Below are 22,946 nucleotides of genomic sequence, written 5' to 3'. Positions count from 1 at the left end.
CCGGCGCATTCGTCTCTTGCGCCGCAAACGTCCACCGCATCCCGCACCCAACGTCCGTGACGATCGCGATACGCCCCTTATGAGGGCAGGACGGCGCTGATTCTGCCGGTGATTTGCGGGTCCGATCAACGCTTGCCCGCTGCGGCGAATTGGCACGACGGGCAAATCAGGCGGTGATTCACATTCCGAATTGCACCGCAAGCCCTTAAAAAAAGGGGTCTCCAACAAAAAAACGTCAAAAACCCCGAGAAAAACAGAGAAAAACTGTGTAGAAGCCTCTTCCCCGGCGCTAGGAACGTTATTATCACCACGGTCCGAATCAGAGGAGACACAATGGCCACCCAAATGTCGAAGTCACAACTGGTCGAGAAAATTGCGACCACCACCGAACTCTCCAAGCGTGACGTCAAGAACGTCATGGATACGCTGACTGACGTCGGCCACAAGGAACTGAAGAAAGCCGGCGTATTCCTGCTGCCGGGCTGGGCGAAGTTCGTCGTGGTCAAGAAGCCTGCGACCAAGGCTCGCAAGGGCACCAACCCGTTCACGGGCGAAGAGATGATGTTCAAGGCCAAGCCGGCCCGCAAGATCGTCCGCGCCAGGCCCGTCAAGGCCGCCAAGGACGCGGTCTAAGAAAGACACGGACCTTGAAGTTAAAGGCCCCCGCAACGGGGGCCTTTATTTTTTGGGCCAGGACTCATGAACCGTGAGCAAGAGGCCTGCATGGATGAGCCGCCCCTGATCCGCCACGGACCGGGCAAAATGGGTTGGAGAGGCCGGAATTTAAGCCATTTTTAGAATCCTAATGCGAGAGTTCGAAGCTTGGGACATTTTGACGGGTTACGGATCTCCGCCACGCTTGAACGAAGCTTTAGGGGCCTGGTGGTTTTTTCCTTCATCATCACCGGCCTTGCATTCACGTGTGCGGCCGTGTGCCTTTCCTCCCTGACGGTTCTCTCGATCACTCTCAAGGTTGGCGGCCGCCACGACGCGGAATCCCGTCTTGCAAGCGCGCAACTGCCGCCGCGGATCGACTTCCGCAAAGGCACGACCGCCGGTCTTGCGAACGTCGGCGAAAGGCAGCAGCAAGGCGTTCAATTCGTCAGTTTTGAATCCCGGTTCTCGAGCGCGCTACCGCTGTTGCTGCGCGACCTCCGGGACAGCTCGACCGCCGGTCTTGCGAGCGTCTCCAATGGGCTTCAGCAAGGCATTCAACTCATCAGGTTTGACGCGCCAACCCTGGCGTCCGATGGCATTCACGCAGTTCTGCTCGAAATACCCGAGCGACTTCAAGTCGGGGCGGCTGTTACTCGAGGGCGACCGGATCGAGTTGAACGATATGCACCGGTCAGAGCTTGAGACCATCAATCGCACGGTCAATTCATCGATCCGTCCGGAGCGAAATGAAGATGGCCTCGCTGGTGAGAAATGGTTGCTGAGCCCCCTTCGCGGCGATTGCAACGATTACGCCGTAACAAAGCGTCACCAATTGATCGCCAGAGGTTGGCCTGCCCGCACCGTTTTGTTGAGCGAGGTTGTGACCCTCTCGGGCGAGCATCACCTTGTTACTGTTGTCCGTACCAACAGCGGCGATCTGGTGCTCGACAATCTAACCGACCAAATCAAACCCTGGTCCCGCACGCGCTATCGATGGCTGCGCATCCAGACGCCCAAAAACCCGAACTACTGAGCATCGATTTCCGAACGAAACGCTTGACGAAGCACAGCACGAAGGCAGGTGTTGTCATGGTCTCGATAAGATTCTGCGATTAAGCTCGCGGCTCTGAATGACGGCCGCAGGTACCCTACTCCGCCGCGATCTGCCGCGGCGCGCTCGGCGGGTTGGCGAGATCGGCCGCCAGTTGGGCGTAGCGCGCTTTGGCGTCCTTCACCGCCTTCTCCTTGACCGGCCCGTAACCGCGAATGCGATCCGGCAGCGAGAGGATTTCGATCGCCGTCTCCAGCGTCAGCGGCGAGAGCACCGACAGGATATGCGCAACGTCCTTCTCGTAACCCGCGATCAGATCGCGCTCGAGCCTGCGGTCGGCGCTATAGCCGAACATGTCGAACGCCGTGCCACGCAGGCCTTTCATCTTGGCGAGCATCCGGAACACCGGCAACATCCAGGCACCGAAGGCGCGCTTCTTCGGCCGCCCCAGCGCGTCCTTGGCTCCGCCAAGCAAGGGCGGAGCTAGATTGAAGCTGATCTTGAAGTCGCCGTCAAACTGATCGCGAAGCTGCGCGTCGAAATGGCCGTCGGTAAAGAGCCGTGCCACTTCATACTCATCCTTGTAGGCAAGCAGCTTGGCGTAGTTGATGGCAACCGCGCGCGGCAACTCTTCACCGAAGCCGCGGTCGCGCGCCGCATCGCGAACCTTCGTCACCAATGCCTGATACCGCTCGGTGAGTTTTTCGTTCTGATAGCCGGTCAGATGTGCGCTGCGATGCGCAATGATCTCGTCCAGCGACATCGCATCAAGCGCTTTCGGCGCGCTTTCCTCATCGTGTCCCTTCATCATCGCCGACATCCGCGAGGGGTCGGCGGCCGCGAGACGTCCGAGCCGGAAGGCTTGGGTATTCATCTTGATGGCGACGCCGTTGACCTCGATCGCCTGCTCGATCGCTTCCGCCGACAGCGGTAAAAAGCCCCTCTGATAGGCGTAGCCCATCATCAACATGTTGGTGGCGATGGCATCGCCCAGCAGCGTCTCCGCCGGCTTGGTGAAATCGAGGAACGCGGAATCCTTGCGAAGCGCGGTTTCCAGCACGTGATTGACCTTGCGGGTCTGGAAATTGAAATCGCGGTTGAGGACAAAATCGGCGGTCGGAATGATGTGGCTGTTGATGATGCCGGCGGTACGGCCACTCTCGCACAGCGTCATGGTTTCCTTCGAGGCCGCCACGACTTCATCGGCCGCGATCACGAGATCGGCGGTACCGGTGACGATGCGCGAGCAGGTGACGTCGGCCGTGTGTTCCGAAAGGCGAACGTGGCTCAGCACCGCGCCACCCTTTTGTGCCAGGCCCGACATGTCGAGGATCATGCTGGCCTTGCCCTCGATATGGGCGGCCATGCCGAGCAGCGCGCCGATGGTCAGCACACCAGTGCCGCCGACGCCGCCGACCGCGACGTTATAGGGCCGTTCCAGCGTGGGCTTTGAGACAGGCTCTGGCAGTTCGCCGATATCGGCGAGGGCCGCCGGCGCACGGCGGCGCAACGCCCCGCCATCGACGGTGACGAAAGACGGGCAAAAGCCCTTCAGGCAGGAATAGTCCTTGTTGCAGGCCGATTGATTGATTGTGCGCTTGCGCCCGAACTCGGTCTCCAGCGGTTCGACCGAGATGCAGTTCGACTGCACCGAGCAATCGCCGCAGCCTTCGCAGACGGCCGGATTGATAAGCACGCGCCGCGCCGGATCTTCCATCGTTCCGCGCTTGCGGCGGCGGCGCTTTTCGGCGGCGCAGGTCTGCACGAAGACAATGGCCGAGGCGCCCTTGACCTCGCGGCACGCTCTCATCACCGCATCGAGTTCGTCGCGATGGGCGAGCTTGACGCCGGGTGCAATCTCGGAGGCAGAGTAAGCGTCGGGATTTTCCGAGACCAGGTAGATCTGGCGGATGCCTTCGGCGTGAAGCTGGAAGGTGATTTGCTGGGGCGACAGATCGCCGTCATGGCGCTGGCCGCCGGTCATGGCGACCGCATCGTTATAAAGAATCTTGTAGGTGATGTTCGCCTTCGAGGCGATCGCCTGCCGGATCGCCAGGCTGCCGGAATGGAAATAGGTGCCGTCGCCGAGATTGGCGAAGATGTGCGCCTCGCTGGTAAAGGGAGCGGTGCCGACCCACGGCACGCCCTCGCCGCCCATATGGGTGAAGGTTTCGGTCGAGCGGTCCATCCACAGCGCCATGAAGTGACAGCCGATGCCGGCCATCGCGCGGCTGCCTTCCGGCACCTTGGTCGAGGTATTGTGCGGACAGCCCGAGCAGAAATACGGCGTGCGGGTGACCGGCGAGACCGCCTGCATCTGGGTTGCCTGCCGGCCGTTGAACCAGTCGGCCTTGGCGCGCAGCATCTCGGCGATTTCCGGATTGAGATTGAGCCGCAGCAGACGCTCGGTGAGCGAACTTGCGAGCGAAGCGACGCTCAATTCCTCGGCAAAGGGCAGGAAGCGCTTGTCGTGTTCGTCCATCTTGCCGACGATGCGCGGGCGAACGTCGTCACGCCAGTTGAACAGTTCCTGCTTGACTTGATTCTCGACGATCTCGCGGCGTTCTTCGATAATGAAGATCTCTTCAAGCCCGACCGCGAATTCCCGCACGCCCTGCGGCTCCAGTGGCCAGGGCATCCCTATCTTGTAGAGTCTAAGCCCTATCTTGGCGGCGACTTCCGGCGTGATGCCGAGCTCGCGCAGGGCCTGGCGGATATCCTCGTAACTCTTGCCGGAGGCCATGATGCCGAAGCGCGCGTTCGGCGAATCCATGGTGATGCGGTTGACCTTGTTGGCGCGGGCAAAGGCGATCGCCGCAAAGCCCTTGTAGTCCTGCAAGCGGCGGTCCTGATCGAAGCGATCGTCGGGCCAGCGCAGATTAAGGCCGCCCGGCGGCATTTCGAAATCGGGCGGGATGATGAACGGCTTCATCTCGTCGGTGAGATCGATCTCGGCGGTGGTTTCCACAGTCTCCGTGATCACCTTCATGCCGACCCAGCAGCCGGAATACCGGGACATCGCGATCCCGAGCAGCCCCATCTCGATCATTTCATGGATGCTGGAGGGGTAAAGATAAGGCATCAGCGCCGAGATAAAGGCGTGGTCCGACTGATGCGGCACGGTGGAGGATTTCGCGCCGTGGTCGTCACCGGCGAGACACAAAACGCCGCCATTTTTCGCAGAGCCTGCGGCATTGCCGTGGCGGAACACGTCGCCGCAGCGGTCGACGCCGGGGCCCTTGCCATACCAGATGCCGACGACGCCGTCATAATTGGCGCCCTTGGAGAGATTGAGCTGCTGCGATCCCCAGATCGCGGTGGCGGCGAGATCTTCGTTCACGCCGGGCTGGAATTTGATGTTGTATTGCTCGAGGTGTTCTCGGGCGGCGAACAGCTGCTGATCGTAGCCGCCGAGCGGCGAGCCACGGTAGCCGCTGATGAAACCGGCTGTGTTGAGGCCGTGGGCGCGGTCGCGCCGGATCTGGGCCATCGGCAGGCGGACCAGCGCCTGAATACCTGTCAGGAAGACATGGCCCGAGCCTTGCGTGTACTTCTGATCGAGACTGATCGGACCCTGGTTTATTCCCATTCCACCCTCATCAAGCCGACGCGTCGCAGCTTCTTTTAGCTATTCATACCGTCGGCAAACGCCAGTCTATGTCGGAATTTAAGCCTGCCGCACCACAAATCTGTCTGACAAGGCGCCGATCACGCAAAACGCAATTTCGTACCCGGGTGCCATCTCGCTTTTTGCAGATGTGTCGTAGAAAAATGCTGCAACGAAACGACGTAACGCCGGCTTTTGCCGCTATACTACCAAAGACGGGAGATCGATCGATGCGCAGACAACGATGGGACGGGCCGGCGATTCTCGTCACCCTGCTTTTGTGCACCGCATCCAGCCCGGTTGCGGCCGCCGAGCCGTCGCCGGAAATGATCGCCAAGGGCAAGGCGCTGACGGAAACCGGCGATTGCGGCAGCTGTCACACCGCCGATCCGGCAAAACCGTTTGCCGGGGGAAAGCGGATCGCCACGCCCTTCGGCGGCATCTATTCCGCCAACCTGACCCCGGATCGTAATACCGGGCTTGGCCTCTGGAGCGATGAAGACTTCCGGCGCGCGATGCGCTTTGGCGTGCGGCCCGATGGGGCGAACTATTACCCGGCCTTCCCCTACCCGCATTTCAGCAAGCTGACCCGCGACGACATCTTTGCGATCCGCGCCTATCTCGCCACGCTCGCGCCGGTCGCAAATACGCCGCCTGCCTCGGAGCTGCGCTGGCCGCTGAATTATCGCGTCTTGATGCGGCTCTGGAATTTCGCCTTCTTCCGGCCGGGCATCTTTGAGCCCGACCAGAACAAGAGCGCGGAGTGGAATCGCGGCGGTTATCTGGTCGAAGGCATCGCGCATTGCGGCGCCTGCCATACGCCGAAAAACTTTCTCGGCGCCGACAAGCAAAACGCGCGATTTACCGGCAGCGTGGTCGAGGGCTGGTTTGCGCCGCGCCTCGACGGCACGGAGCGCGGCGGCTTGAAATCATGGAGCGTGGAGGATATCGCCGAATATCTCGGGAGCGGCCGCAACGGCCACAGCCATGCTGATGGGCCAATGGCGCAAGTGGTGCTCAATTCCACCTCGCACATGAGCGATGCCGATGTTCACGCCATTGCGGTTTACTTGAAGGAAATTCAGCCGGTGGCGACGGAGGCGGCCGTTACCGCGCCGTCATCAACGCAGATGGCGAGCGGCGAGAAACTTTATAAGGGAGCGTGCATCGCTTGCCACGAACTCGACGGCCGCGGCGCGCCGCGCATCTATCCACCGCTCCCCGGCAACGCCAACCTGCAATCGGAAAATCCCGCAAGCGCCATCAGAATCGTGCTCGACGGCGCCGAGACGATCACGACACCACGCGCACCGAACACCGGCTCGATGCCGCGTTACGCCGGCAAGATGTCGGATCAGGAGGTGGCCGATGTCGTCAGCTATATTCGCAACGCCTGGGGCAACGCTGCGCCCGCGGTGACCGCGGCGGAGGTCGCGAAGGCAAGGAAGTAAGCCCGCGGCGTCACTTCCGGTCCTCGTTGAACACGAATTTCGGCATTTCCCATTTGTAGCGGATCGCGAGCAGGCGAAACGTCAGGCCAAGCACGAAAGTTAACGCGGTCCAGAGTTCGTCGTTCAGCTTGAGCCCGAAGGCGGTGGCGTAGAACAATCCGGTGACGACGGAGACGCTGGCGTAAAGTTCGGAGCGAAACAAAAGCGGCACGTCGTTGCACAGCACGTCGCGCAACACGCCGCCGGCGCAGCCGGTGATCATGCCGGAAACGATGACGATCGAAAGCGGCTCGTTCATCTGCCAGGCCACATCGCATCCGGCCATGGTGAATACCACCAGCCCGATCGCATCCAGCACCAGAAAAGCAAGGTTAAGCCGGTGTACCGTGCGGGCGATCAGCACGGTCGCAAACGCCGCCACGGCCGTGAGTGCGAGATAGGACGGATTTTCCACCCACGGCAGCGGATAATGCCCGAGCACGACGTCGCGGATGGTGCCGCCGCCGAGCGCGGTGATGCAGCCGAGCAGGCAGACGCCGACCCAGTCCATGCTGCGCCGTCCCGCCGCCAGCGCGGCGGTCATCGCTTGCGCGGCCAACGCCACCAGCGACAGCAAATGCAACACCGTATCGCCGGGAGGCAGGCTCCACATCTCGCCCTCACGACTCACATCCGTTCGCAAGTTCCATTGTCGGCGATGTTGTCTCGTTCGGAAACCATGAAAGTTCCCGGAACTAGCGCCGGCGGCCGGCCGTTGTCGCCGAACACACCTGGAGGAATCCGGCCATGCCTACCGAACTCAATCCCAACGATCCCTATAACCGCGACCATCTCAGAGATCCGATCCGATCTGATATCGACGACCCGCGTTCGCCTGCCCAGTTCGACAATGATTTGCAGGTCGATCCGGAACTCGCCGAGGGTCGCGCCAGCAGTTCAAGGATTGCGCTGTTCGCGGTCGGGATCGCTGTCGTGCTCGGCTTGGTGTTTTACGGATTGAACAATTCGTCCACCAACCAGCAAAATGCCGCGACGGCGCCGGCGCCAGCCACGGCGCAGAATACGAACTCGTCGCCACCGCCCGCGCCTCCCGGCATGCGTGACGTAACTCCGCGCGCGCCCAACAGCGGGCGGGGCACGACCACGGGCGCGGCACCGGCTAATCCGCAAGCGCCGGTAAAACAATAATCAATAAGCGCCACGAGGCGGCCGCCTTATGTTGATATCGGCCGCCTCGCGTTGCTATCGCCACCGTCAGCGGAACATCTTGTTGAGCTCGACGCCGGGATAGCCCTTGGCGAGCTCGGTGAAGGTGCCCTGCTCGGCGATCTCCTTCGCGGCGCGCATGAAGCCCGCCCAGGCGGCGCGCGCCAGCGAGCCGCCGACACTGATCCGGCGCACGCCCAACTCAGCAACTTCCGCAACCGACAGGCCGGACGCTCCAATCAGGAGGTTGACGGATTTCGGCGCGACCGCCTTCACCACCGCCGCGATCTGCTCTCTGGTCTTGATGCCCGGCGCATAGAGGCATTCGGCGCCGGCGTCCGCATAGGCACAGAGCCGGTCGATCACCATCGCGAGGTCGTCCTGGCCGACCAGAAACCCCTCGCAACGGCCGGTCAGCATTACGCCACTGTTGTCGGCATCGATCGCGGCGCGCGCCGCTTTAATCCGCTCGATCGCATGATTGCGGTCATAGAGCGGCCTTGCGGCATCCCCGGTCGAATCCTCGATCGACAGGCCCGCCACGCCGGTCTTCGCGCCACGCGTGACGTTGGCCGCGACCTTCTCCGGCTCATGCGCAAAACCATTCTCGAAATCGGCATTGACGGGAACATCCACCGCCGCGCAAAGCTCCGTGAGATGCGTGCAGACCTCATCGACGGTGACGCGGTTGTCGGCCTTGCCGATGGTCCAGGCAAAGCCCGCGCTCGTCGAAGCCAGCGCCTTGAAACCCATCTGCGCCAGCGCCTTCGCCGAGCCGACGTCAAAGGGATTGGGAATCGGAAAGCAGCCGCTCCCATGCAGCTTGCGGAATGTCGCGCGTTTATCGGCCAATGAAATCGGCATCGGCGTCTCTCCTGTTTGCTTTTTGTTAGTAGCTCCAGCCTGCCGCGAGACTATCCCTCTGCGGCAGGCTGCGCCAGCGAATGCGTCATCACTCTATTTTTTGAGCATGATCTCCGCGCAAAACGCTCGCGTTTGTCGCTGGGGAAAACCGGTACCCACTTTTCCGGATCATGCTCGCTCACGCCTTCACCTGACGCAGGAACGTACGTTCCTCGGCGAGAATGAACTTGTGTTCCTCGGCAAGGCCGAAATTCTCCATGCCCTCTTTGTCGGTGCGAAGTCTCGCGCGATATTCCTCATAGGTCGCAAGGCTTGCGAAGGAAATCAAAGCGAACGCGATGTTGTTGGTGCCTTCATGCGGCATCCAGTAACCGATCAGGTCGCCGCCGCATCTCGGGATGATGGAAAGCCAGCGCCTGGAATACTGCTCGAACATTCCGCGCTTGAACGGATCAATCTGGTAACGGATGAAAACGGTGACGTTCATGGGAACCTCGGTCGCTGTCTGTCGGTTTTGACGGTTACGACACTACCCGCTTGATCAACGTCAATGCTTCGGCTAGCATCGAACAATGAAAGCAGGACCCGATATCGCCATGGTCGCCTCCCTCGTCGGCGACCCCGCCCGCTCCAACATGCTGACCGCGCTGATGAGCGGCCGCGCGCTCACGGCGACCGAATTGTCGCAGGAAGCCGGTATCACGCCGCAAACCGCCAGTTCCCATCTGTCGAAGTTAGAGGCCGGCGGACTGATCGAGCAGGAAAAGCAAGGGCGGCACCGTTACTATCGCCTCACGGACCCCGATGTCGCCGGCGTGCTGGAGGGCCTTGCCGCGCTGGCGGCGCGCGCCGGCCATTTGCGGGTGCGCACCGGTCCGAAGGACCCGGCGCTGCGCCACGCCCGGATCTGCTACGATCACCTCGCCGGCGACCTCGGCGTGCAGATGCTCGACAGCCTGCGGCAGCGAAAACTGATACGTCAGCACAAGCACGACATCGAATTGACGGCGGAGGGCGGACGCTTCCTCGAAAAAGCGCTGCAGATCGATGCGCAGTCCCTCGCCCACCCACGCCGCCCGGTCTGCAAGGCCTGCCTCGACTGGAGCGAGCGGCGCCATCATTTGGCGGGCACGCTGGGCGCGGCGTTGATGCGGCGTTTCACCGAATTGAATTGGGCCGCGCGGGATCGCGAGCCCGGCAGCCGGGTTGTCCAGTTCACCCGCCAGGGCGAGAAGCGGTTCGCGGCCCTGTTCGGCGATGCGAAGTAACTTTCGGAGAATTCCATGAAGCGTCTTGTCGTGGTGGCGGGGCTTGCCGCCCTCCTCGCTCTGTCTTTCACAGCCGTGCACGCTGCCGAGCGCGAGCCCGGCATCGCACAGCGCGAGCCGTACGGCATCGGCCTGGAAGGTTTTGCCTATCCCTACCCCGTGAGCCTGCTGCCACTCGTCAATGACGGCGAGCAACTGCGGATGGCCTATATGGACGTGGCGCCCGCGCAGGCCAACGGCCGCGTCGTGGTGTTGCTGCACGGGCGCAATTTTCCGGCGAGCTATTGGGCGCCGGAGATCAAGGTGCTGCTTGCTGCCGGTTATCGCGTGGTCGTGCCCGACCAAATCGGTTTCGGCAAATCCTCCAAACCGTCAGGCGAACTTCATTTCGACACTCTCGCGCGCAATACGATCGCCCTGCTCGATCATCTCGGGATCGCCAAGGCCGACGTCGTTGCGCACTCGCTCGGCGGCATGCTCGCGGTTCGGATCGCGCGCGCCTATCCCGACCGCGTCAATCATCTCCTGCTGGCCGCCCCGATCGGCCTTGAAGATTACCGGATGTATGTGCCGCCGACGCCGACCGAAAAGATCCTCGAAAACGAGGACAAGCTCACCGCCGACGGTTATCGCAAACAGCTTGAGACCAACTATTCACCGAAAATTCCGCCCGAGGCGATCACGCCCTTCATCGACGCCCGCTTCAACATTAAGGGCGCTGCGGACTACTCCCGCTGGCTGCGCGCCTTTGTCTCGTCCGGCCAGATGATCTACCGCGAACCGGTGGTACACGAGATTCCCCTGATCACGGTGCCGACCCTGTTCATCATGGGCGCCGACGATCACAACGCGCCGGGCAGGCCGAATGCGCCGGAGGCGCTGCGGCCGAAGATGGGACAGAACGCCGAACTGGCCAACGCGCTGGCCGCGAAGATGGCCCATGGCAGCGCGGAAGTGATCGAGAATGCCGGGCACCTGGTGTTCCTCGATGCACCCGACAAGTTCAACGCACTGATGCTGGTTTTTCTCGCGAAATGACCCTCGTCGCTCCATTCATAAAGGGTTCACACCGATGTCTGTAGGGTCCGACCGATAGGCTTGTAGCGTGTTCCAAACAGTGGCAATCCTAGCCCGTCGATTTGTTTATCGATCTCAAAAAGGTGCCGCATTGCGGCTTTAGAAAGGGAGACAACATGAAGATTCTTTTCGCAGCTGCACTACTGGTTGCAAGCACGGTCGCAGGCATCAGCAGCGCAAGCGCCGAAGGCGGTTGCGGCCCCGGTTTCCACCGCAACCCCTACGGCGAATGCCGGCCCAACCGTGGTCCAGTGGTGGTCGTCCCCGGTGCGGTTGTGGTCGAACGGCCGGTCGTGGTCGTTCCCGGCCGCGCCTGCCCGATAGGATTTGCCTGGCGCTATGGTCGCTGCCGTCCGATCTGATCGGAGCCGACTTACGGAAAACCCCGCCTGTTTGGGCGGGGTTTTTTGTTGAGCTCTCGCAACTGCTAAATTACCGAAAAAAAGGAGCGGGAAATTTCCCGCCCCTTGGTTTTTTCAGGTTACCAGTTGCGGAAGCAACGGCGGCCGAACGGTCCGGAATGCCAGCCGGGCGGGCAGTTATACATGGGACGACAACCACCGTAGGGCCCGCGGTGCCAGCCCAGTCCACAGCCACCAGCCACGGGAATGGTCGTGGCGCCGGCCGCTGCCGCCTGATCGAGCGGGGCCACCGGCATGGCCTGAGAGACCGACATCGACGCAAGGCCGAGGCCGATCGCGAACAAGGACACGGCAACGATTTTCATAGGCATTCCTTTCTATTTGGTGCGGATGAAAATGACTTAAGCCTAGACCACCCTCACCGATGATGGCGCCAGTGGTGGTGATGCCAGTGATGACGGTGCCAGCGGTGGTGACGCCAGTGGTGGTGGTGCCAGTGATGGTGATGCCAACGCACCTGCACCGGCTTCATCTGATCGACTTCGTTCTGCGAAACGACCGCCGGCTCAACGCTTGCGATAGCCAGCACGCTCGCTGCATGGCCCGAGATCGGCGGTACGGGAGCAGCCTGTGCACTCGCAGCCAGCAAGATCGTGCCTGCGACCAATCCAGCACTGAAATTCAAGAGATCCCCAAGTTTCATGACTTCAAGCCCCTTTTATGAGGTGAGAGAGAAGACATGCAGTCTCGCCGCCTCAAGATGAATGTTCGCTGAACTCAGTAACGGTTACGTCGGTCGACGCATCAAAAGGTTCAAACGTTCGCACTTCGGCAACTGCGCGATGAAAACCTTTTAAAAATTGGAGCAAGCGAAGTGGATTTGATATTCGCAACGCCATGCGAAATCCGGGAGTCGAACTTTCTAAACCCAGCCGCCGCGCGCCATAATCGCAGCGCACAACAGAATGATGACAACCGCAGCCAGCTCGGCATGAATAATCATCGCGACGCGCTTGCGGCGCGAACCCTCCCAGACCGGCACCTGCCCTGCCCGGATGGCGCCGCCCCAGGATAAAAATTCCCTGGTCGGAATGATCGACAGCAGACCGACAATGACGAACAGGCTGAACTTGGTCAGGAACGCATGGTTGTGCCAGTAATACGCCGCGCCCTTCTCAAAGAAGAACACCCGCAATAGTCCGATCACGACCAGCGCGCCGGCGGCGATCCCGAGCACTAGATCGGTGACCTGCAACCGCCGTGCGGACGAAACTGTCAATTCCTGCTTGATCAGCGTGAACTCGATCGCAAGCGCTGCGACGAGCGTGAAGGCGCAGACGTGATGGAGAAAGGCGAACAGTGTGGGCATGGCGCGGAAGTCCTCTTTCTTGAGAGACTACCAAACAAAACGGTCTCCGTCATGGCCGGGCTTGACCCGGCCATCCACGTCTTACTTGAAGATTTCCTGCACGATAAGACGTGTATGCCCGGCACGAGGCCGGGCATGATGGACAAACTTACACCGACGATTTCAAGCTGAAAACGCCCCGCGTCACATCAGCTTCGTCGGAGCGTCATGAACCAGCCGAAGACCCATTCCGCCGATCAGCTCCGAGCGCATGGCCTCGGCATCGCTAATGTCAGCCTCGGTCTCGCGCAACGTGCTTATATTGGATCCGAGGGACACGATCCCGCCCAACACGAGAGCAATCGATCCGAGCGCCGTCGACAGACCCGCCCCGAAAAGGCCGAGTATAACGACGAGCAGCAAGGCGAAACCGCCCGCGATCGCCAGCTTCGATGCCAGAATGAACTTCCGGCATCGCTCGGCAATCTCGGCCAACGCCTCGATACGCGCTTCGATGGCTGAAAAATCGTCGGTGTCTTCATCGTCGGTCATCGGGCGTAGGAGCGTCTCGCCAAATCCGTCACCACGATTCCGAGTTTGACCGGTCATTTGTCACAACGGCAGATTGTCGTGCTTCTTTACGGGCATCTCGACATGCTTGTTGCGCAGCATCGCGAGCGCGCGGGCGATCCGACGGCGGGTCGAATGCGGCATGATGACGTCGTCGATATAGCCGCGCTCCGCCGCGATAAACGGCGACAGGAAGCGATCCTCATATTCTTTGGTACGCTCGGCGATCTTGCTGGCGTCGTTCATGTCGGCGCGGAAAATGATTTCGACCGCGCCCTTGGCGCCCATCACCGCGATCTGCGCCGTCGGCCAGGCATAGTTCATGTCGGCGCCGATTTCCTTGGACGCCATGACGTCGAACGCGCCGCCATAGGCCTTGCGGGTGATCACTGTGACCAGCGGCACCGTGCATTGCGAATAGGCGAACAGCAATTTCGCGCCATGCTTGATCAGTCCGCCATATTCCTGCGCCGTACCCGGCAAGAATCCAGGTACGTCGACAAAGGTCACGATCGGGATGTTGAAGGCATCGCAAAACCGCACGAAGCGCGCGGCCTTCCGTGAGGCATCGCTGTCGAGCACGCCGGCCAACATCATCGGCTGATTGGCGACAAAGCCGACCGTGCGGCCGGCGATGCGGCCAAAACCGGTGACGATGTTTTTGGCGAACGCTTCCGAGATTTCGAAAAAATCGCCCTCGTCCACGATTTTGAGGATCAACTCCTTCATGTCGTAGGGCTTGTTCGGATTGTCGGGAATCAGCGTGTCGAGCGAGAGATCGACGCGCTCGATATCGTCAAAGCTCGGCCATTCCGGCACGCCGTCGGTATTGTTGGCCGGCAGGAAATCGATCAGCCGCCGCATCTGCAACAGCGTCTCGACGTCGTTCTCGAAGGCGCCGTCCGCAATCGAGGAGCGCGTGGCGTGCACCGACGCACCGCCGAGCTCTTCCGCCGTGACCACCTCGTTGGTCACGGTCTTCACCACGTCGGGACCGGTGACGAACATGTAGCTGGTGTTCTTGACCATGAAGATGAAGTCTGTCATCGCCGGCGAATAGACGTCGCCGCCCGCGCACGGGCCCATGATGACGGAGATCTGCGGGATCACGCCCGAGGCAATCACGTTGCGGCGGAACACATAGGAATAACCCGCGAGTGCCGCGACGCCTTCCTGGATGCGCGCGCCGCCGGCATCGTAAAGCCCGATGATCGGCGCTCGCGCCTTCATCGCCATGTCCTGAAGTTTTGTGATTTTCAGCGCGTGGGTTTCCGACAGCGAACCGCCGAACACGGTAAAGTCCTTGGCGAAGACGAAGGTCTTGCGGCCGTTGACGGTGCCCCAGCCGGTGACGACGCCATCGCCGGGGACCTTGTTCTTCTCCATGCCGAATTCGGTCGAGCGGTGTTCGACGAACATGTCGAACTCCTCGAAACTTCCCTTGTCGAGCAAAAGGTCGATCCGCTCTCGCGCGGTCAGCTTGCCGCGCGCGTGCTGCGCCGCGATGCGTTTCTCGCCACCGCCAAGCCTTGCGCCCGCGCGCCGTTCTTCAAGGGTGTCCAGAATGTCCTTCATGTCGTTTCCAGCCCGTCTTTGCAGCTCAATGTGACGGGTTTCTAACACGGGGCTTTGCCGGCGGGAAACGCCCCTTCCCGGCTTATCTCCGGCCATTCGGCCGGCTTATCGCGACCGATTGGCAACGCCACGCCGCTTCCGTAAATATCCCCCAGCAAAGGGGGCGACCGATGACGGACATCACAAGTATTGACGCGACCGGCAGCGTATCAGGCGGGCTGCGGACGGTCCTTCGCCTGGAAGGGCTGACGTTGTTGGCGGGAATGACGCTGCTGTATGCCTTCCGGGGCGGCCCGTGGTGGCTCTATGCCGTGCTGTTCCTGTCGCCCGATCTGAGCTTTGTGGCCTATCTGGCAGGGCCGAAAATCGGCGCGTGCGCCTATAACGCCGTGCACTCGACCATCATCCCCTTGGGCCTGTTGACGGTCGGGTTCGGCTTCGCGCCGCCGTTGGTGGTCTCGCTCGCTCTGATCTGGCTGGCGCATATCGGTTTCGACCGCGCGCTCGGCTATGGGCTGAAATATTCGGCCGGATTTGGCTTCACCCATCTCGGCCGACTTGGGCGGGGAGCTACGAAGGTTTGAGGCGCGTGCTGACGCCATTCTCTCCAGCTGGTCATCGCCCGGCTTGACCGGGCGATCCAGTATTCCAGAGAAGCCATATTTCGGAGAAGCTGCGGCGTACTGGATGCCCCGCTTTCGCGGGGCATGACAATGCGGAATAACTACTTGAACGGCGGCTCCTTGCCGGGCGGCACGGTCTCTTCCGCCATCGCCAGCACCATCGCGACCATCACGTAGTTGCCGGCGACCGCGGTCAGATCGACGATCTGCTGATCGTTGAACGCCTTCTTCGCCCGCGCATAGGTCTCGTCCGAGACCTTTTGCGTCGTGGTGAGTTCGTTGACGAAGTCGTAGACCACGGCCTCGTCCTCGGCCATTTTCGACGGCCGTTTGCCTTCCTTCAATTCGGCGATGATGTCGGCGGACAATCCCGCCTTGGCGGCGAGCGGCGCATGCGCGAACCACTCGACCTGCGAGCGCCACTGCCGTCCGATGATCAGGATCGCAAACTCATTGAGTTTGGTGGGGACCGAGGTTTCCCAGCGCAGATAGTGAAAGAGATCGAACAGGCGCTGGCCGAGCACCGGGCTTCGCATCAGGGGATTGTAGGGCCCGCCGATTCCGACGCTCGATATCTTCATGATCTGCTCGCCGAGCGGCTTCTGCGCCTCGCTGAGCTGATCCATGGTGAGAAGCGGAAAGCGCGGCTCCTTGCCGGTGGCAGGCGCGGGAAACATGGTCGCGGTAAGCCAGCCGCCGGCCGCAGCCAGCATCAGCGACGAAAGATAAATGGCAGATTTCATGATTCCTCCGGTTTGTTTTTATTGGTGGGCGCAAGTTTAGTTCAGCGCCACGCCGCAGACCAGAGCTTGGCGCCCCTCCCGTAAACCGCGCCAAAAACTCAGCGCCGGGTTATGGCGTGAGAACCGGCTTGGTGTTGGGTGGCAGCGCGTCTTCCTTCTCGGCCTCCTCGGGGAGGACGTCACCATGGACGGCAAGCGCAGGCCCGATCCAGATCGGATCTTCGAGATGATCCCGGCGCGGGCTCGTGGTGTTCGGATGAACCAGGATGCTCAGATGTCCGTGATTCAGCATGAGCCAGGGCACCAGCGTCGGAAACACCTCCGACGCAAACGCGACCTGATACATCGACCGATCGTGCGGTCCCACCTTGGCATCGTGCCAGCGGCCGAGCGTGACCGAGAAACGTTCGCCGATCCAGTTCCGCAGTTGCTCGGCTTCCGCGCGCGTCGCCGGCTCGTAATAGACGTGGGCATGAAAGCTTGCGATTTCGCTTAAGCGTCTCGGACCGGCGCTATCGCTTGAATCCATCATCCGCATATCCTCCTCCGTAATCTCGCATTCCGCCCGCCCGATCAGATCGCGCCAATCGCCGAAAGACAAGCCTGCGAAATCGCCATGCGGTCGGCGATATGGCGCGGTGCGCGAACGTCGAGGTTGAGCGCGAACACCGTGTTGGCACTACCCTTCTCGGCCCACCCGACCAGCCAGCCGAGCGACGGCTTGCCGATCTCGGCGCCCAAAAGTCCGGATTTGGCGCGAATGACCGCGTCGCCAACCTTGGTGACCGGCAGGATATCGCGCACGAGGTCCTCGGCACGCTTGGAGACAGGCAGTGCGCCACGCCGCAGCCGATCGACGAAATCGACCTGTTGCACGGGATCGATGCGCAGGTCGCCGGTGAGCCAGAACTGGCCGATGCCGCCGCCGATGTTGCGGTTGCCGTAGTCGAGCAGATCGACATATTTCTGCATCCGCTCTTCGCCGATCCGCCGCGCGATCTCCTGATAGACCGGCACGGCGGAAGCGGCGATTGCCGAGCGCAAGGTGTGATCCTTGTTCCAGGCCTCGATGCTGCGCGTGACGCCGTCCCATTTGAAAACGTCTTTATCCGGATCGCCGACCACGCCGGTCTCAAGCGCAATCAGCGAGTTCGGAATCTTGAAGGTCGAGGCCGGCAGCTTCGCTTCGCCCGAGCGATCGGAGTCGCTGGAGATGACGAGGTAGTCATCGACCTTGTAGCCGACGAAGGTCCCGGCGGTTTCGGCATCCGCAAAAAGCTTGGCGAGATCGCTGCGGATTTCGCCGCGCGGCGGCGCGTAATTGGCCAAAGCTTTCGTCGGCAAGACGGCGGCGCCGGCCAGGATTGCAACGGCGTGACGGCGGGTGATCGTGACGTTGTTCATGTGGCGACGATGCCGGCCATATCGTGGTGAAACGATGACGCGCTGGCGAACTAGCGCGCCCGGCCCGACAGCCGCAGTACAAAGATCAGGACTTCGGCGACCGCCTTGTAAAGCTCGGCCGGAATTTCCTCGCCGAGTTCCACATTGGACAATGCGCCCGCCAGCACTTCGTTTTCCTCAATCGGAATGTCGTTGGCCTTGGCGACCTCGATGATCTTCGCGCCGAGGCTGCCTTTGCCCTTGGCGACGACCCGCGGCGCGCCGGTGCGATCGTAATGAAGGGCTACCGCGAGCTGATTTCTCTTGCTCTCGCTCATGACGCCCGGTCCAGGAAATGCCCAGCGGGCGCTGCCGCCGGCTGCGGCGGCGCACCGTCGCGGACGATGATTTCGCCTGGCGTCAGTTCCGCGCGGCTCAAGGCTTGCGTCAGTTGGGAAACGCCTGCCCGCAATTGCGACGCGGTCGCGGGCCGCTCGGCCCACATCCGCACGGATGTGCGATCCCCGTTCAGCGACACCAGCGCGTGCACGGGGCCCGCGGGTTCGACGTTGAGCGAGAAACGCGCCCGCCAGACCGCTTTGGCGGCACTGGCCTCGCGGCCCCCGCCGTCGCGCGAAAGCTCGAACTGCGCCATCGCCGTGCCTTGCGGGGTTGTGAATGGAATTTCAAAATTCCAGCGCGGCGAGGAAGCATCGATGCGGGAGGCGGACGGATCGGCCTGCCCCGGCAGGGAAGCGATCTGCAACAAAGTCTGCCGCGCGATCGCGCCATCGGTGTCGTCCAGCAGCTGCTGCAGCGCCGCCTCGACCGGCGTGTGGGCGGACAGCGTCGCCGGCGCCACCGGCTGCGCGGCAGGCAGCGCGCCGTTGACCGGCGGCGGCGGCAGATTGGTGCGGGCGAAATCCGGATCGTCAATGGCTGGCGTACGCGCGCCGGTCACGACCGGCAGCAGCGCCAGCGCCTGACCGTTCTCCGTCAGAAGCCGCGACAGGTTTGCAGCCGCTAGCGGCGTCAACTGAACTGCTTCCTGCCAGAGATTCAGCGCCGCGCTGGTCGCCGCCGCGCGCGCGGCTGCGTCCGTGGGCACGGCCGTCGGTGCCAAGGTCGGGCTGCCGGCGGCGGCGAGTTCAATGATGTCCTGCGCGACGGCCGTTGCGGAGCCTGGTACGGGCGCCGTTGGCGCGGTCGTGGCGGTCGGCAGCGCGGTCAACGGAGCGCCTAAAAGAGCCTCCTGAGGCGCGAGTTCGGCCGCCGGCAAGGCGCTGGCTCCGGCGAGGAGTTCGCCCGCTTCTGCCAAAACGGCGGCGGCGAGTGCCGCTCCCTGCTGCGGCGTGCTTGCCGATGGCGATGCAGATGTAGATACTGGTGTCGCGATCGAGCCGGTCGTGGCGGGCTCTGACGGCGCGGCGGTCGATGATGGAGCCGCCTCCGTTGCCGCTGCGGCCAGCGATGCCGCGGGCTGGAGCGTGGATGCTGCCGGGGTGGCGGTGCCCGTCGTCGTGGTCCCTTCCGAAAGCGCCGAGGTCAGCGTCTGACGCAGCACTAGCAAGGCTGCCTTGAGATCGGGAATGCCGTTCGAGCCCAACGCCGATCCGGACGCCAGCGAGTTCTCCAGGAACAGGCCCGAGGACTGAAACGCCTGCTGGACGTCATCGGCGGTCAAATTCTGATCGAGAGGAATTTGCTGCGCCAGCACTTGGGCGACCGCCTGCTGGACCTGCGGCGGCAGGTTCGGCAATCCGGCGGCCACGCCCAAATCAGCAAAGAGCGGCGCAAGCGAGGTCTGCTGGGTCACTGCGGTTTGCGCCGCGACCGATACCGCCAACGTCTCGAGCGGGGTCAGTGGATTTGAAGGCGTTACCGCATCCGCCGTCAGGTTGGCGGCGAGGCTTGCCGCGAGCGACGGCGAAAGCGTGAGGACGGCGTTGGAGGTCGCGCCAGCACCCGCGCTCGTCTGGCCTGCCTGGCCTGTCGGCGTACTCGGCTGATTGACGATCGAAAACCCGATACCGCCTGGAGTCTGCGAGACCTGCAATTGAAGCGTCTGGCCTGCCTGAAGCGGCACCTGCGTTGCCGCCTCGATGGTCTGGTTGCCGATGGCTATCTGCACCTGGTCGTTGCCCAGGACCTGCAAGACCTCAGCCGTGATCACCTGCCCCGCTTGCAGCACGATTCCGCTCGCCGGCGTGCTTGGCGCCGACGCGGCCGAAGACTGAATATTCGACGTGATCGTGATGGCCATGATTCACCGGGACAAGCGCAAGCCGAGGCTAGTGTCCCGATTCCGAAGTTCGTAGCATTTTACGGAGCCACGTTTCGAACTTCGGAATCGATAGGACACAAGCAAACCTATTGATCTAGTGTGGCTTTGGTTCAGAAGTCCGCATAACGAGCGCGCGGCGATAATGATGCGGACTTCTGAACCGCCACACTAGCTCCCTGTCGTAAACCTGCCGTTAACCGAGACGATTCTGGTGAAGCTTCAGCCGCCTTGACGCAGCTCTTTAAGAGCGGCCGCGACCGCGTTGAAATCGACCAGTTTCGCAGCCTTTCGCGCCGCCACTTCGTCGTCCACGCCCCATTTCTCGCCGTTCCAGTCCTCATCGACATGGGCCGCGGCCCAGACCTGTTGAGGGTCGATCACGCCGTGGAACAGCGCCAGCGCCAACAGCGCCGATCCCGTCAGGCCCGTGATCACATGCAGTGCCGCGATGATCCAGGGATCGCCGGGCAGCGCGCCGCGCGCAGCGGCCATGGCGGCGTCGGGCTGGCGGACATGCATCACGCCTTCGGCCAGCATGAAGTGCGCGCCGAGTGCGTCCTTGGCCCAGAACAGGATCGGGTCCCAATGGGCGGCCTCGCGGGCCACCAGCCCCTCGGGATGGCCGGCGCGATAGAACAACAGGTCTGAGGCGAAATATTTCGCGACATCATCCCTCACCGCCTCCGACTGATCGACGACGCCCTGCACGACGCTGTTGGCAAAACGCGTCAGCGGCATGGTCAGCGGTTCAATGAATTCGCCTTGCGCACTCCATTCCGCCGCGATCATCTCGGCCAGCGCGCGCGCCGGGACGATGACTGTGCGGCCGGACGGCGTCTTGATCGGCTTGCCGTCGAGCGTGACGGTATGCCCCCCGTCGGCCTCGCTGACGCTCGCCTCAGCATAAAACCGCTTGCGCTGAACCGCACGGGACGAGCGCCGCGCGGACTCCATCGGGTTAATTTCGGATTGGCCCGCGATTTCGTCAAAGTGCTCGCGCATGGTCACTCGGCTTTTGTTGCGTGGTATATTTCCGGAAATTACGACAGGCATGGCCTTAATGAAAGCGAACAGGCGGAGAATGGCGACAACAGGAGTAAAGCCCGCCGTTCGGTTCCTCGGCCTATTGGGGCTGGTTTGCTTGTGTTCCAAGCCATCGGTCGCCGGATTCCGCTCACCGGAATCGCTGGTGCGCAATGTCTATGCCTATTACGGCGATCGTACTTCCGCCCTGTCCAGCGGACTGCCGCACGATGCCGAAACCATCCGGCAATTCTTCGATCCAAGCCTGTGGGACGCCTGGCGCGCGCCGACCAAGGCGCCTTACGACTTTCTGGTGCAAAGCACGAGCTGGAAACTCGGCGCGGTGTCGATTTCAATCCTGCGCAAGCAGTTTGACAAGACTTATGTCACCGCCATCTTCGACAACAAAGGCAAGCCGGTGACGATGAACTTCATCCTCGTCAATGGCGGCGACGGCTGGGTGATTTACGACGTCGAAAGCCCGCACGATTCCTTGCGCGATTTTCTGGCGCAGTACAGGAACTAACTCATTCTTCCGGTGCGTGCTCGATCGGGTCGAACCGGTCGTGCTCCAGGCCGAGCAGGTTCCAGGATTGCAGCATGTGCGGCGGCAGCGGCGCGGTCGCATCGATCACGCCGCCACGCGGATGCGGGATCACGATCCTGCGCGCGAGAAGATGAAGCCGGTTCTGTATACCGCCCGGCAGCTGCCAGTTTTCCTTGTTGAAATATTTGGGATCGCCGACGATGGCGTGATCGATATGGGCCATATGCGCGCGCAACTGATGCGTCCGCCCGGTCACCGGTTTCAACGAGACCCAGGCGAGCTTCTGGGCTGAGGTTTCCACGACCGCGTAATACGTGATGGCGTGGCTTGCACCCTCTTCGCCATGTTCGGCGATCCGCATGATCGAATCTTCCTCGCTCTCTTCTTTGGCGAGGTAAGTCGAGATGCGGCCCTGCTTGGGCTTCGGCACGCCGGCGACCAGCGCCCAATAGATCTTGCGCGCCGAGCGATGGCGAAACGATCCGGTCAGCGCGCTCGCGGCAAAGCGCGTTTTAGCAACCAGAAGACAGCCGGATGTTTCCTTGTCGAGCCGGTGCACCAGGCGCGGCTTCTGCCCTTTCGCGTCCCGCATCACTTCCAGCATCTGGTCGATGTGGCGCGTGGTGCCCGAGCCGCCCTGCACGGCGAGCCCTGCCGGCTTGTTCAGCACCAGCACATCGTCGTCCTCGTAGATCGTCATCTCTTTCAGCGCCGCGAGCGTCTTGGCGCCGGCTTCCGAAAGATGCGCGGTCGCGCGCGGCGTATCGAGCTTTAACGGCGGGATGCGAACGCTCTGGCCTTCCTCGAGACGATCCTTGCTGTCGGCGCGCTTGCCGTTGACGCGAAGCTCGCCCTTACGAACGATGCGCTGGATGTGGGAGAACGACAGGCCGGGAAAGCGCGCTTCCAGAAAGCGATCGACGCGCATGTTGTTCTCGTCCGCCGTCACGGTCACGGTCTGCACTTTAGTGGGCAGCAGCGCCGCCTTATCTTCAACGGGCGCCGCCACCACAGGTTTTGGCGCGCGAGCGGCCGGGGCTGCCAACCGCTTGGCGGGCTTTCCGCCCAGCCGGTGGCCCGGCGCCCGCTCGGCCTGCGAGCCCCGATAAGGCCGCGCGCCCTTCGGGCGATCGCCTGCATTGCGTTTGGGCAGGGGTTTTCGGGTACGGCGGCTCATGACGGTGGCAGCTCCAGGGGACAGCCTTGGGTAGCCCAAAAGCCGCGAATCGTCACGGCGAAATGAATACTAATAACGGGCAGGATCGGCCATGTTGCGCCGCTTGGAGACCAAGGGAGTATTCGAAGGT

At 62.1% G+C, this 22,946-nt stretch carries 26 protein-coding genes; 9 read left to right on the top strand and 17 right to left on the bottom strand.

What is annotated here, in order from left to right; translation table 11 throughout:
- Window positions 1–333 precede the first annotated feature (333 nt).
- Window positions 334–633 (top strand): HU family DNA-binding protein, encoded by a 300-nt coding sequence (locus ABSE61_RS21105; protein ID WP_423873074.1) that lies wholly within the window; start codon window positions 334–336, stop codon window positions 631–633.
- 207 nt (window positions 634–840) lie between these two features.
- On the opposite strand, the gene ABSE61_RS21100 is transcribed toward ABSE61_RS21105, so the two are convergent.
- On the bottom strand, window positions 841–1,089 hold the full coding sequence (locus ABSE61_RS21100; protein WP_423873073.1) for a hypothetical protein: 249 nt from the start codon (window positions 1,087–1,089) through the stop codon (window positions 841–843).
- 103 nt (window positions 1,090–1,192) lie between these two features.
- Between ABSE61_RS21100 and ABSE61_RS21095 the strand changes: the two genes are divergently transcribed.
- Window positions 1,193–1,690 (top strand): transglutaminase-like cysteine peptidase, encoded by a 498-nt coding sequence (locus ABSE61_RS21095; RefSeq protein ID WP_423873072.1) that lies wholly within the window; start codon window positions 1,193–1,195, stop codon window positions 1,688–1,690.
- Between the two features lie 115 nt (window positions 1,691–1,805).
- Here ABSE61_RS21095 and ABSE61_RS21090 read toward each other — a convergent pair whose 3' ends face one another.
- Complete coding sequence (locus ABSE61_RS21090) at window positions 1,806–5,297, bottom strand: indolepyruvate ferredoxin oxidoreductase family protein (RefSeq protein ID WP_423873071.1); 3,492 nt, start codon at window positions 5,295–5,297, stop codon at window positions 1,806–1,808.
- A 248-nt stretch (window positions 5,298–5,545) separates the two neighbouring features.
- On the opposite strand from ABSE61_RS21090, the gene ABSE61_RS21085 reads away from it, so the two are divergent.
- Window positions 5,546–6,766 carry a c-type cytochrome gene (locus ABSE61_RS21085; RefSeq protein ID WP_423873070.1) on the top strand — a complete coding sequence of 407 codons (1,221 nt, stop codon included), beginning with the start codon at window positions 5,546–5,548 and terminating at the stop codon, window positions 6,764–6,766.
- Between the two features lie 10 nt (window positions 6,767–6,776).
- Here the strand turns inward: ABSE61_RS21085 and ABSE61_RS21080 are convergent, their stop codons facing one another.
- A complete protein-coding gene (locus ABSE61_RS21080) occupies window positions 6,777–7,418 on the bottom strand; it encodes a trimeric intracellular cation channel family protein (protein ID WP_423873069.1) in 642 nt (213 codons plus the stop codon).
- A 134-nt stretch (window positions 7,419–7,552) separates the two neighbouring features.
- On the opposite strand from ABSE61_RS21080, the gene ABSE61_RS21075 reads away from it, so the two are divergent.
- Window positions 7,553–7,954 carry a hypothetical protein gene (locus ABSE61_RS21075; protein WP_423873068.1) on the top strand — a complete coding sequence of 134 codons (402 nt, stop codon included), beginning with the start codon at window positions 7,553–7,555 and terminating at the stop codon, window positions 7,952–7,954.
- Between the two features lie 66 nt (window positions 7,955–8,020).
- Here ABSE61_RS21075 and ABSE61_RS21070 read toward each other — a convergent pair whose 3' ends face one another.
- Complete coding sequence (locus ABSE61_RS21070) at window positions 8,021–8,836, bottom strand: isocitrate lyase/PEP mutase family protein (RefSeq protein WP_423873067.1); 816 nt, start codon at window positions 8,834–8,836, stop codon at window positions 8,021–8,023.
- Window positions 8,837–9,014: 178 nt separating this feature from the next.
- Window positions 9,015–9,323, bottom strand: coding sequence for an NIPSNAP family protein (locus ABSE61_RS21065; protein ID WP_423873066.1), 309 nt, complete (start codon window positions 9,321–9,323; stop codon window positions 9,015–9,017).
- A gap of 85 nt (window positions 9,324–9,408) precedes the next feature.
- Between ABSE61_RS21065 and ABSE61_RS21060 the strand changes: the two genes are divergently transcribed.
- From ABSE61_RS21060 to ABSE61_RS21050, 3 genes are all read left to right on the top strand, one after another.
- A complete protein-coding gene (locus ABSE61_RS21060) occupies window positions 9,409–10,104 on the top strand; it encodes an ArsR/SmtB family transcription factor (RefSeq protein ID WP_423873065.1) in 696 nt (231 codons plus the stop codon).
- Window positions 10,105–10,119: 15 nt separating this feature from the next.
- The gene (locus tag ABSE61_RS21055; protein ID WP_423873064.1) at window positions 10,120–11,142 is read left to right on the top strand and encodes an alpha/beta fold hydrolase; all 1,023 of its coding nucleotides are present in this window, start codon (window positions 10,120–10,122) and stop codon (window positions 11,140–11,142) included.
- A gap of 155 nt (window positions 11,143–11,297) precedes the next feature.
- Window positions 11,298–11,543, top strand: a complete 246-nt coding sequence (locus tag ABSE61_RS21050) for a GCG_CRPN prefix-to-repeats domain-containing protein (protein ID WP_423873063.1) — start codon at window positions 11,298–11,300, stop codon at window positions 11,541–11,543.
- Between the two features lie 119 nt (window positions 11,544–11,662).
- Here ABSE61_RS21050 and ABSE61_RS21045 read toward each other — a convergent pair whose 3' ends face one another.
- The 5 genes from ABSE61_RS21045 to ABSE61_RS21025 form a co-directional block, all read right to left on the bottom strand.
- Window positions 11,663–11,908 (bottom strand): GCG_CRPN prefix-to-repeats domain-containing protein, encoded by a 246-nt coding sequence (locus tag ABSE61_RS21045; RefSeq protein ID WP_423873062.1) that lies wholly within the window; start codon window positions 11,906–11,908, stop codon window positions 11,663–11,665.
- A 53-nt stretch (window positions 11,909–11,961) separates the two neighbouring features.
- Complete coding sequence (locus ABSE61_RS21040; RefSeq protein WP_423873061.1) at window positions 11,962–12,246, bottom strand: twin-arginine translocation (Tat); 285 nt, start codon at window positions 12,244–12,246, stop codon at window positions 11,962–11,964.
- A gap of 219 nt (window positions 12,247–12,465) precedes the next feature.
- Complete coding sequence (locus ABSE61_RS21035; RefSeq protein WP_423873060.1) at window positions 12,466–12,912, bottom strand: DUF2214 family protein; 447 nt, start codon at window positions 12,910–12,912, stop codon at window positions 12,466–12,468.
- Window positions 12,913–13,095: 183 nt separating this feature from the next.
- Window positions 13,096–13,443, bottom strand: a complete 348-nt coding sequence (locus ABSE61_RS21030; RefSeq protein WP_423873059.1) for a hypothetical protein — start codon at window positions 13,441–13,443, stop codon at window positions 13,096–13,098.
- A 60-nt stretch (window positions 13,444–13,503) separates the two neighbouring features.
- Window positions 13,504–15,036 carry an acyl-CoA carboxylase subunit beta gene (locus tag ABSE61_RS21025; RefSeq protein ID WP_423873058.1) on the bottom strand — a complete coding sequence of 511 codons (1,533 nt, stop codon included), beginning with the start codon at window positions 15,034–15,036 and terminating at the stop codon, window positions 13,504–13,506.
- Between the two features lie 170 nt (window positions 15,037–15,206).
- Between ABSE61_RS21025 and ABSE61_RS21020 the strand changes: the two genes are divergently transcribed.
- The gene (locus ABSE61_RS21020) at window positions 15,207–15,620 is read left to right on the top strand and encodes a DUF4260 domain-containing protein (RefSeq protein WP_423873057.1); all 414 of its coding nucleotides are present in this window, start codon (window positions 15,207–15,209) and stop codon (window positions 15,618–15,620) included.
- Window positions 15,621–15,760: 140 nt separating this feature from the next.
- Here ABSE61_RS21020 and ABSE61_RS21015 read toward each other — a convergent pair whose 3' ends face one another.
- From ABSE61_RS21015 to ABSE61_RS20990, 6 genes are all read right to left on the bottom strand, one after another.
- A complete protein-coding gene (locus tag ABSE61_RS21015; RefSeq protein WP_423873056.1) occupies window positions 15,761–16,402 on the bottom strand; it encodes a carboxymuconolactone decarboxylase family protein in 642 nt (213 codons plus the stop codon).
- 109 nt (window positions 16,403–16,511) lie between these two features.
- Window positions 16,512–16,934 carry a DOPA 4,5-dioxygenase family protein gene (locus tag ABSE61_RS21010; RefSeq protein ID WP_423873055.1) on the bottom strand — a complete coding sequence of 141 codons (423 nt, stop codon included), beginning with the start codon at window positions 16,932–16,934 and terminating at the stop codon, window positions 16,512–16,514.
- A gap of 41 nt (window positions 16,935–16,975) precedes the next feature.
- On the bottom strand, window positions 16,976–17,806 hold the full coding sequence (blaOXA, locus tag ABSE61_RS21005; RefSeq protein ID WP_423873054.1) for a class D beta-lactamase: 831 nt from the start codon (window positions 17,804–17,806) through the stop codon (window positions 16,976–16,978).
- 50 nt (window positions 17,807–17,856) lie between these two features.
- Window positions 17,857–18,123: an EscU/YscU/HrcU family type III secretion system export apparatus switch protein gene (locus tag ABSE61_RS21000; RefSeq protein ID WP_423873053.1), complete on the bottom strand. Its 267-nt coding sequence runs from the start codon at window positions 18,121–18,123 to the stop codon at window positions 17,857–17,859.
- Window positions 18,120–20,048, bottom strand: a complete 1,929-nt coding sequence (gene fliK, locus ABSE61_RS20995) for a flagellar hook-length control protein FliK (RefSeq protein WP_423873052.1) — start codon at window positions 20,046–20,048, stop codon at window positions 18,120–18,122. The genes ABSE61_RS21000 and fliK overlap by 4 nt, the downstream gene beginning before the upstream one ends.
- A gap of 240 nt (window positions 20,049–20,288) precedes the next feature.
- The gene (locus ABSE61_RS20990; protein WP_423873051.1) at window positions 20,289–21,071 is read right to left on the bottom strand and encodes an ATP12 family chaperone protein; all 783 of its coding nucleotides are present in this window, start codon (window positions 21,069–21,071) and stop codon (window positions 20,289–20,291) included.
- A gap of 139 nt (window positions 21,072–21,210) precedes the next feature.
- Here ABSE61_RS20990 and ABSE61_RS20985 point away from each other — a divergent pair, with 139 nt between their 5' ends.
- Window positions 21,211–21,618 (top strand): hypothetical protein, encoded by a 408-nt coding sequence (locus ABSE61_RS20985; protein ID WP_423873050.1) that lies wholly within the window; start codon window positions 21,211–21,213, stop codon window positions 21,616–21,618.
- Window position 21,619: 1 nt separating this feature from the next.
- Here ABSE61_RS20985 and ABSE61_RS20980 read toward each other — a convergent pair whose 3' ends face one another.
- The gene (locus ABSE61_RS20980; RefSeq protein WP_423873049.1) at window positions 21,620–22,816 is read right to left on the bottom strand and encodes an RluA family pseudouridine synthase; all 1,197 of its coding nucleotides are present in this window, start codon (window positions 22,814–22,816) and stop codon (window positions 21,620–21,622) included.
- Window positions 22,817–22,946: the final 130 nt, after the last annotated feature.

Origin of the sequence: Bradyrhizobium sp. (genome assembly GCF_049519115.1) — a bacterium.
In the GTDB taxonomy this organism is placed as follows: domain Bacteria; phylum Pseudomonadota; class Alphaproteobacteria; order Rhizobiales; family Xanthobacteraceae; genus Bradyrhizobium.
Note: the sequence above shows the minus strand (reverse complement) of the source record. Positions and strands in the feature narration are given on the sequence as shown.

Excerpts from the sequence above, each read along its gene's own strand:
- ABSE61_RS21030 (WP_423873059.1), bottom strand. The coding sequence starts at position 13,443 with ATGACCGACGATGAAGACACCGACGATTTTTCAGCCATCGAAGCGCGT.
- ABSE61_RS21060 (WP_423873065.1), top strand. The coding sequence starts at position 9,409 with ATGAAAGCAGGACCCGATATCGCCATGGTCGCCTCCCTCGTCGGCGAC.
- ABSE61_RS21000 (WP_423873053.1), bottom strand. The coding sequence starts at position 18,123 with ATGAGCGAGAGCAAGAGAAATCAGCTCGCGGTAGCCCTTCATTACGAT.
- ABSE61_RS21020 (WP_423873057.1), top strand. The coding sequence starts at position 15,207 with ATGACGGACATCACAAGTATTGACGCGACCGGCAGCGTATCAGGCGGG.
- blaOXA (WP_423873054.1), bottom strand. The coding sequence starts at position 17,806 with ATGAACAACGTCACGATCACCCGCCGTCACGCCGTTGCAATCCTGGCC.
- ABSE61_RS21095 (WP_423873072.1), top strand. The coding sequence starts at position 1,193 with ATGGGCTTCAGCAAGGCATTCAACTCATCAGGTTTGACGCGCCAACCC.
- ABSE61_RS21010 (WP_423873055.1), bottom strand. The coding sequence starts at position 16,934 with ATGATGGATTCAAGCGATAGCGCCGGTCCGAGACGCTTAAGCGAAATC.
- ABSE61_RS21065 (WP_423873066.1), bottom strand. The coding sequence starts at position 9,323 with ATGAACGTCACCGTTTTCATCCGTTACCAGATTGATCCGTTCAAGCGC.
- ABSE61_RS21050 (WP_423873063.1), top strand. The coding sequence starts at position 11,298 with ATGAAGATTCTTTTCGCAGCTGCACTACTGGTTGCAAGCACGGTCGCA.
- ABSE61_RS21055 (WP_423873064.1), top strand. The coding sequence starts at position 10,120 with ATGAAGCGTCTTGTCGTGGTGGCGGGGCTTGCCGCCCTCCTCGCTCTG.
- ABSE61_RS21075 (WP_423873068.1), top strand. The coding sequence starts at position 7,553 with ATGCCTACCGAACTCAATCCCAACGATCCCTATAACCGCGACCATCTC.
- ABSE61_RS21105 (WP_423873074.1), top strand. The coding sequence starts at position 334 with ATGGCCACCCAAATGTCGAAGTCACAACTGGTCGAGAAAATTGCGACC.
- ABSE61_RS20980 (WP_423873049.1), bottom strand. The coding sequence starts at position 22,816 with ATGAGCCGCCGTACCCGAAAACCCCTGCCCAAACGCAATGCAGGCGAT.
- ABSE61_RS21080 (WP_423873069.1), bottom strand. The coding sequence starts at position 7,418 with ATGTGGAGCCTGCCTCCCGGCGATACGGTGTTGCATTTGCTGTCGCTG.
- ABSE61_RS21070 (WP_423873067.1), bottom strand. The coding sequence starts at position 8,836 with ATGCCGATTTCATTGGCCGATAAACGCGCGACATTCCGCAAGCTGCAT.
- ABSE61_RS21035 (WP_423873060.1), bottom strand. The coding sequence starts at position 12,912 with ATGCCCACACTGTTCGCCTTTCTCCATCACGTCTGCGCCTTCACGCTC.
- ABSE61_RS21040 (WP_423873061.1), bottom strand. The coding sequence starts at position 12,246 with ATGAAACTTGGGGATCTCTTGAATTTCAGTGCTGGATTGGTCGCAGGC.
- ABSE61_RS21085 (WP_423873070.1), top strand. The coding sequence starts at position 5,546 with ATGCGCAGACAACGATGGGACGGGCCGGCGATTCTCGTCACCCTGCTT.
- ABSE61_RS21015 (WP_423873056.1), bottom strand. The coding sequence starts at position 16,402 with ATGAAATCTGCCATTTATCTTTCGTCGCTGATGCTGGCTGCGGCCGGC.
- ABSE61_RS21025 (WP_423873058.1), bottom strand. The coding sequence starts at position 15,036 with ATGAAGGACATTCTGGACACCCTTGAAGAACGGCGCGCGGGCGCAAGG.
- ABSE61_RS21045 (WP_423873062.1), bottom strand. The coding sequence starts at position 11,908 with ATGAAAATCGTTGCCGTGTCCTTGTTCGCGATCGGCCTCGGCCTTGCG.
- ABSE61_RS21090 (WP_423873071.1), bottom strand. The coding sequence starts at position 5,297 with ATGGGAATAAACCAGGGTCCGATCAGTCTCGATCAGAAGTACACGCAA.
- fliK (WP_423873052.1), bottom strand. The coding sequence starts at position 20,048 with ATGGCCATCACGATCACGTCGAATATTCAGTCTTCGGCCGCGTCGGCG.
- ABSE61_RS20990 (WP_423873051.1), bottom strand. The coding sequence starts at position 21,071 with ATGCGCGAGCACTTTGACGAAATCGCGGGCCAATCCGAAATTAACCCG.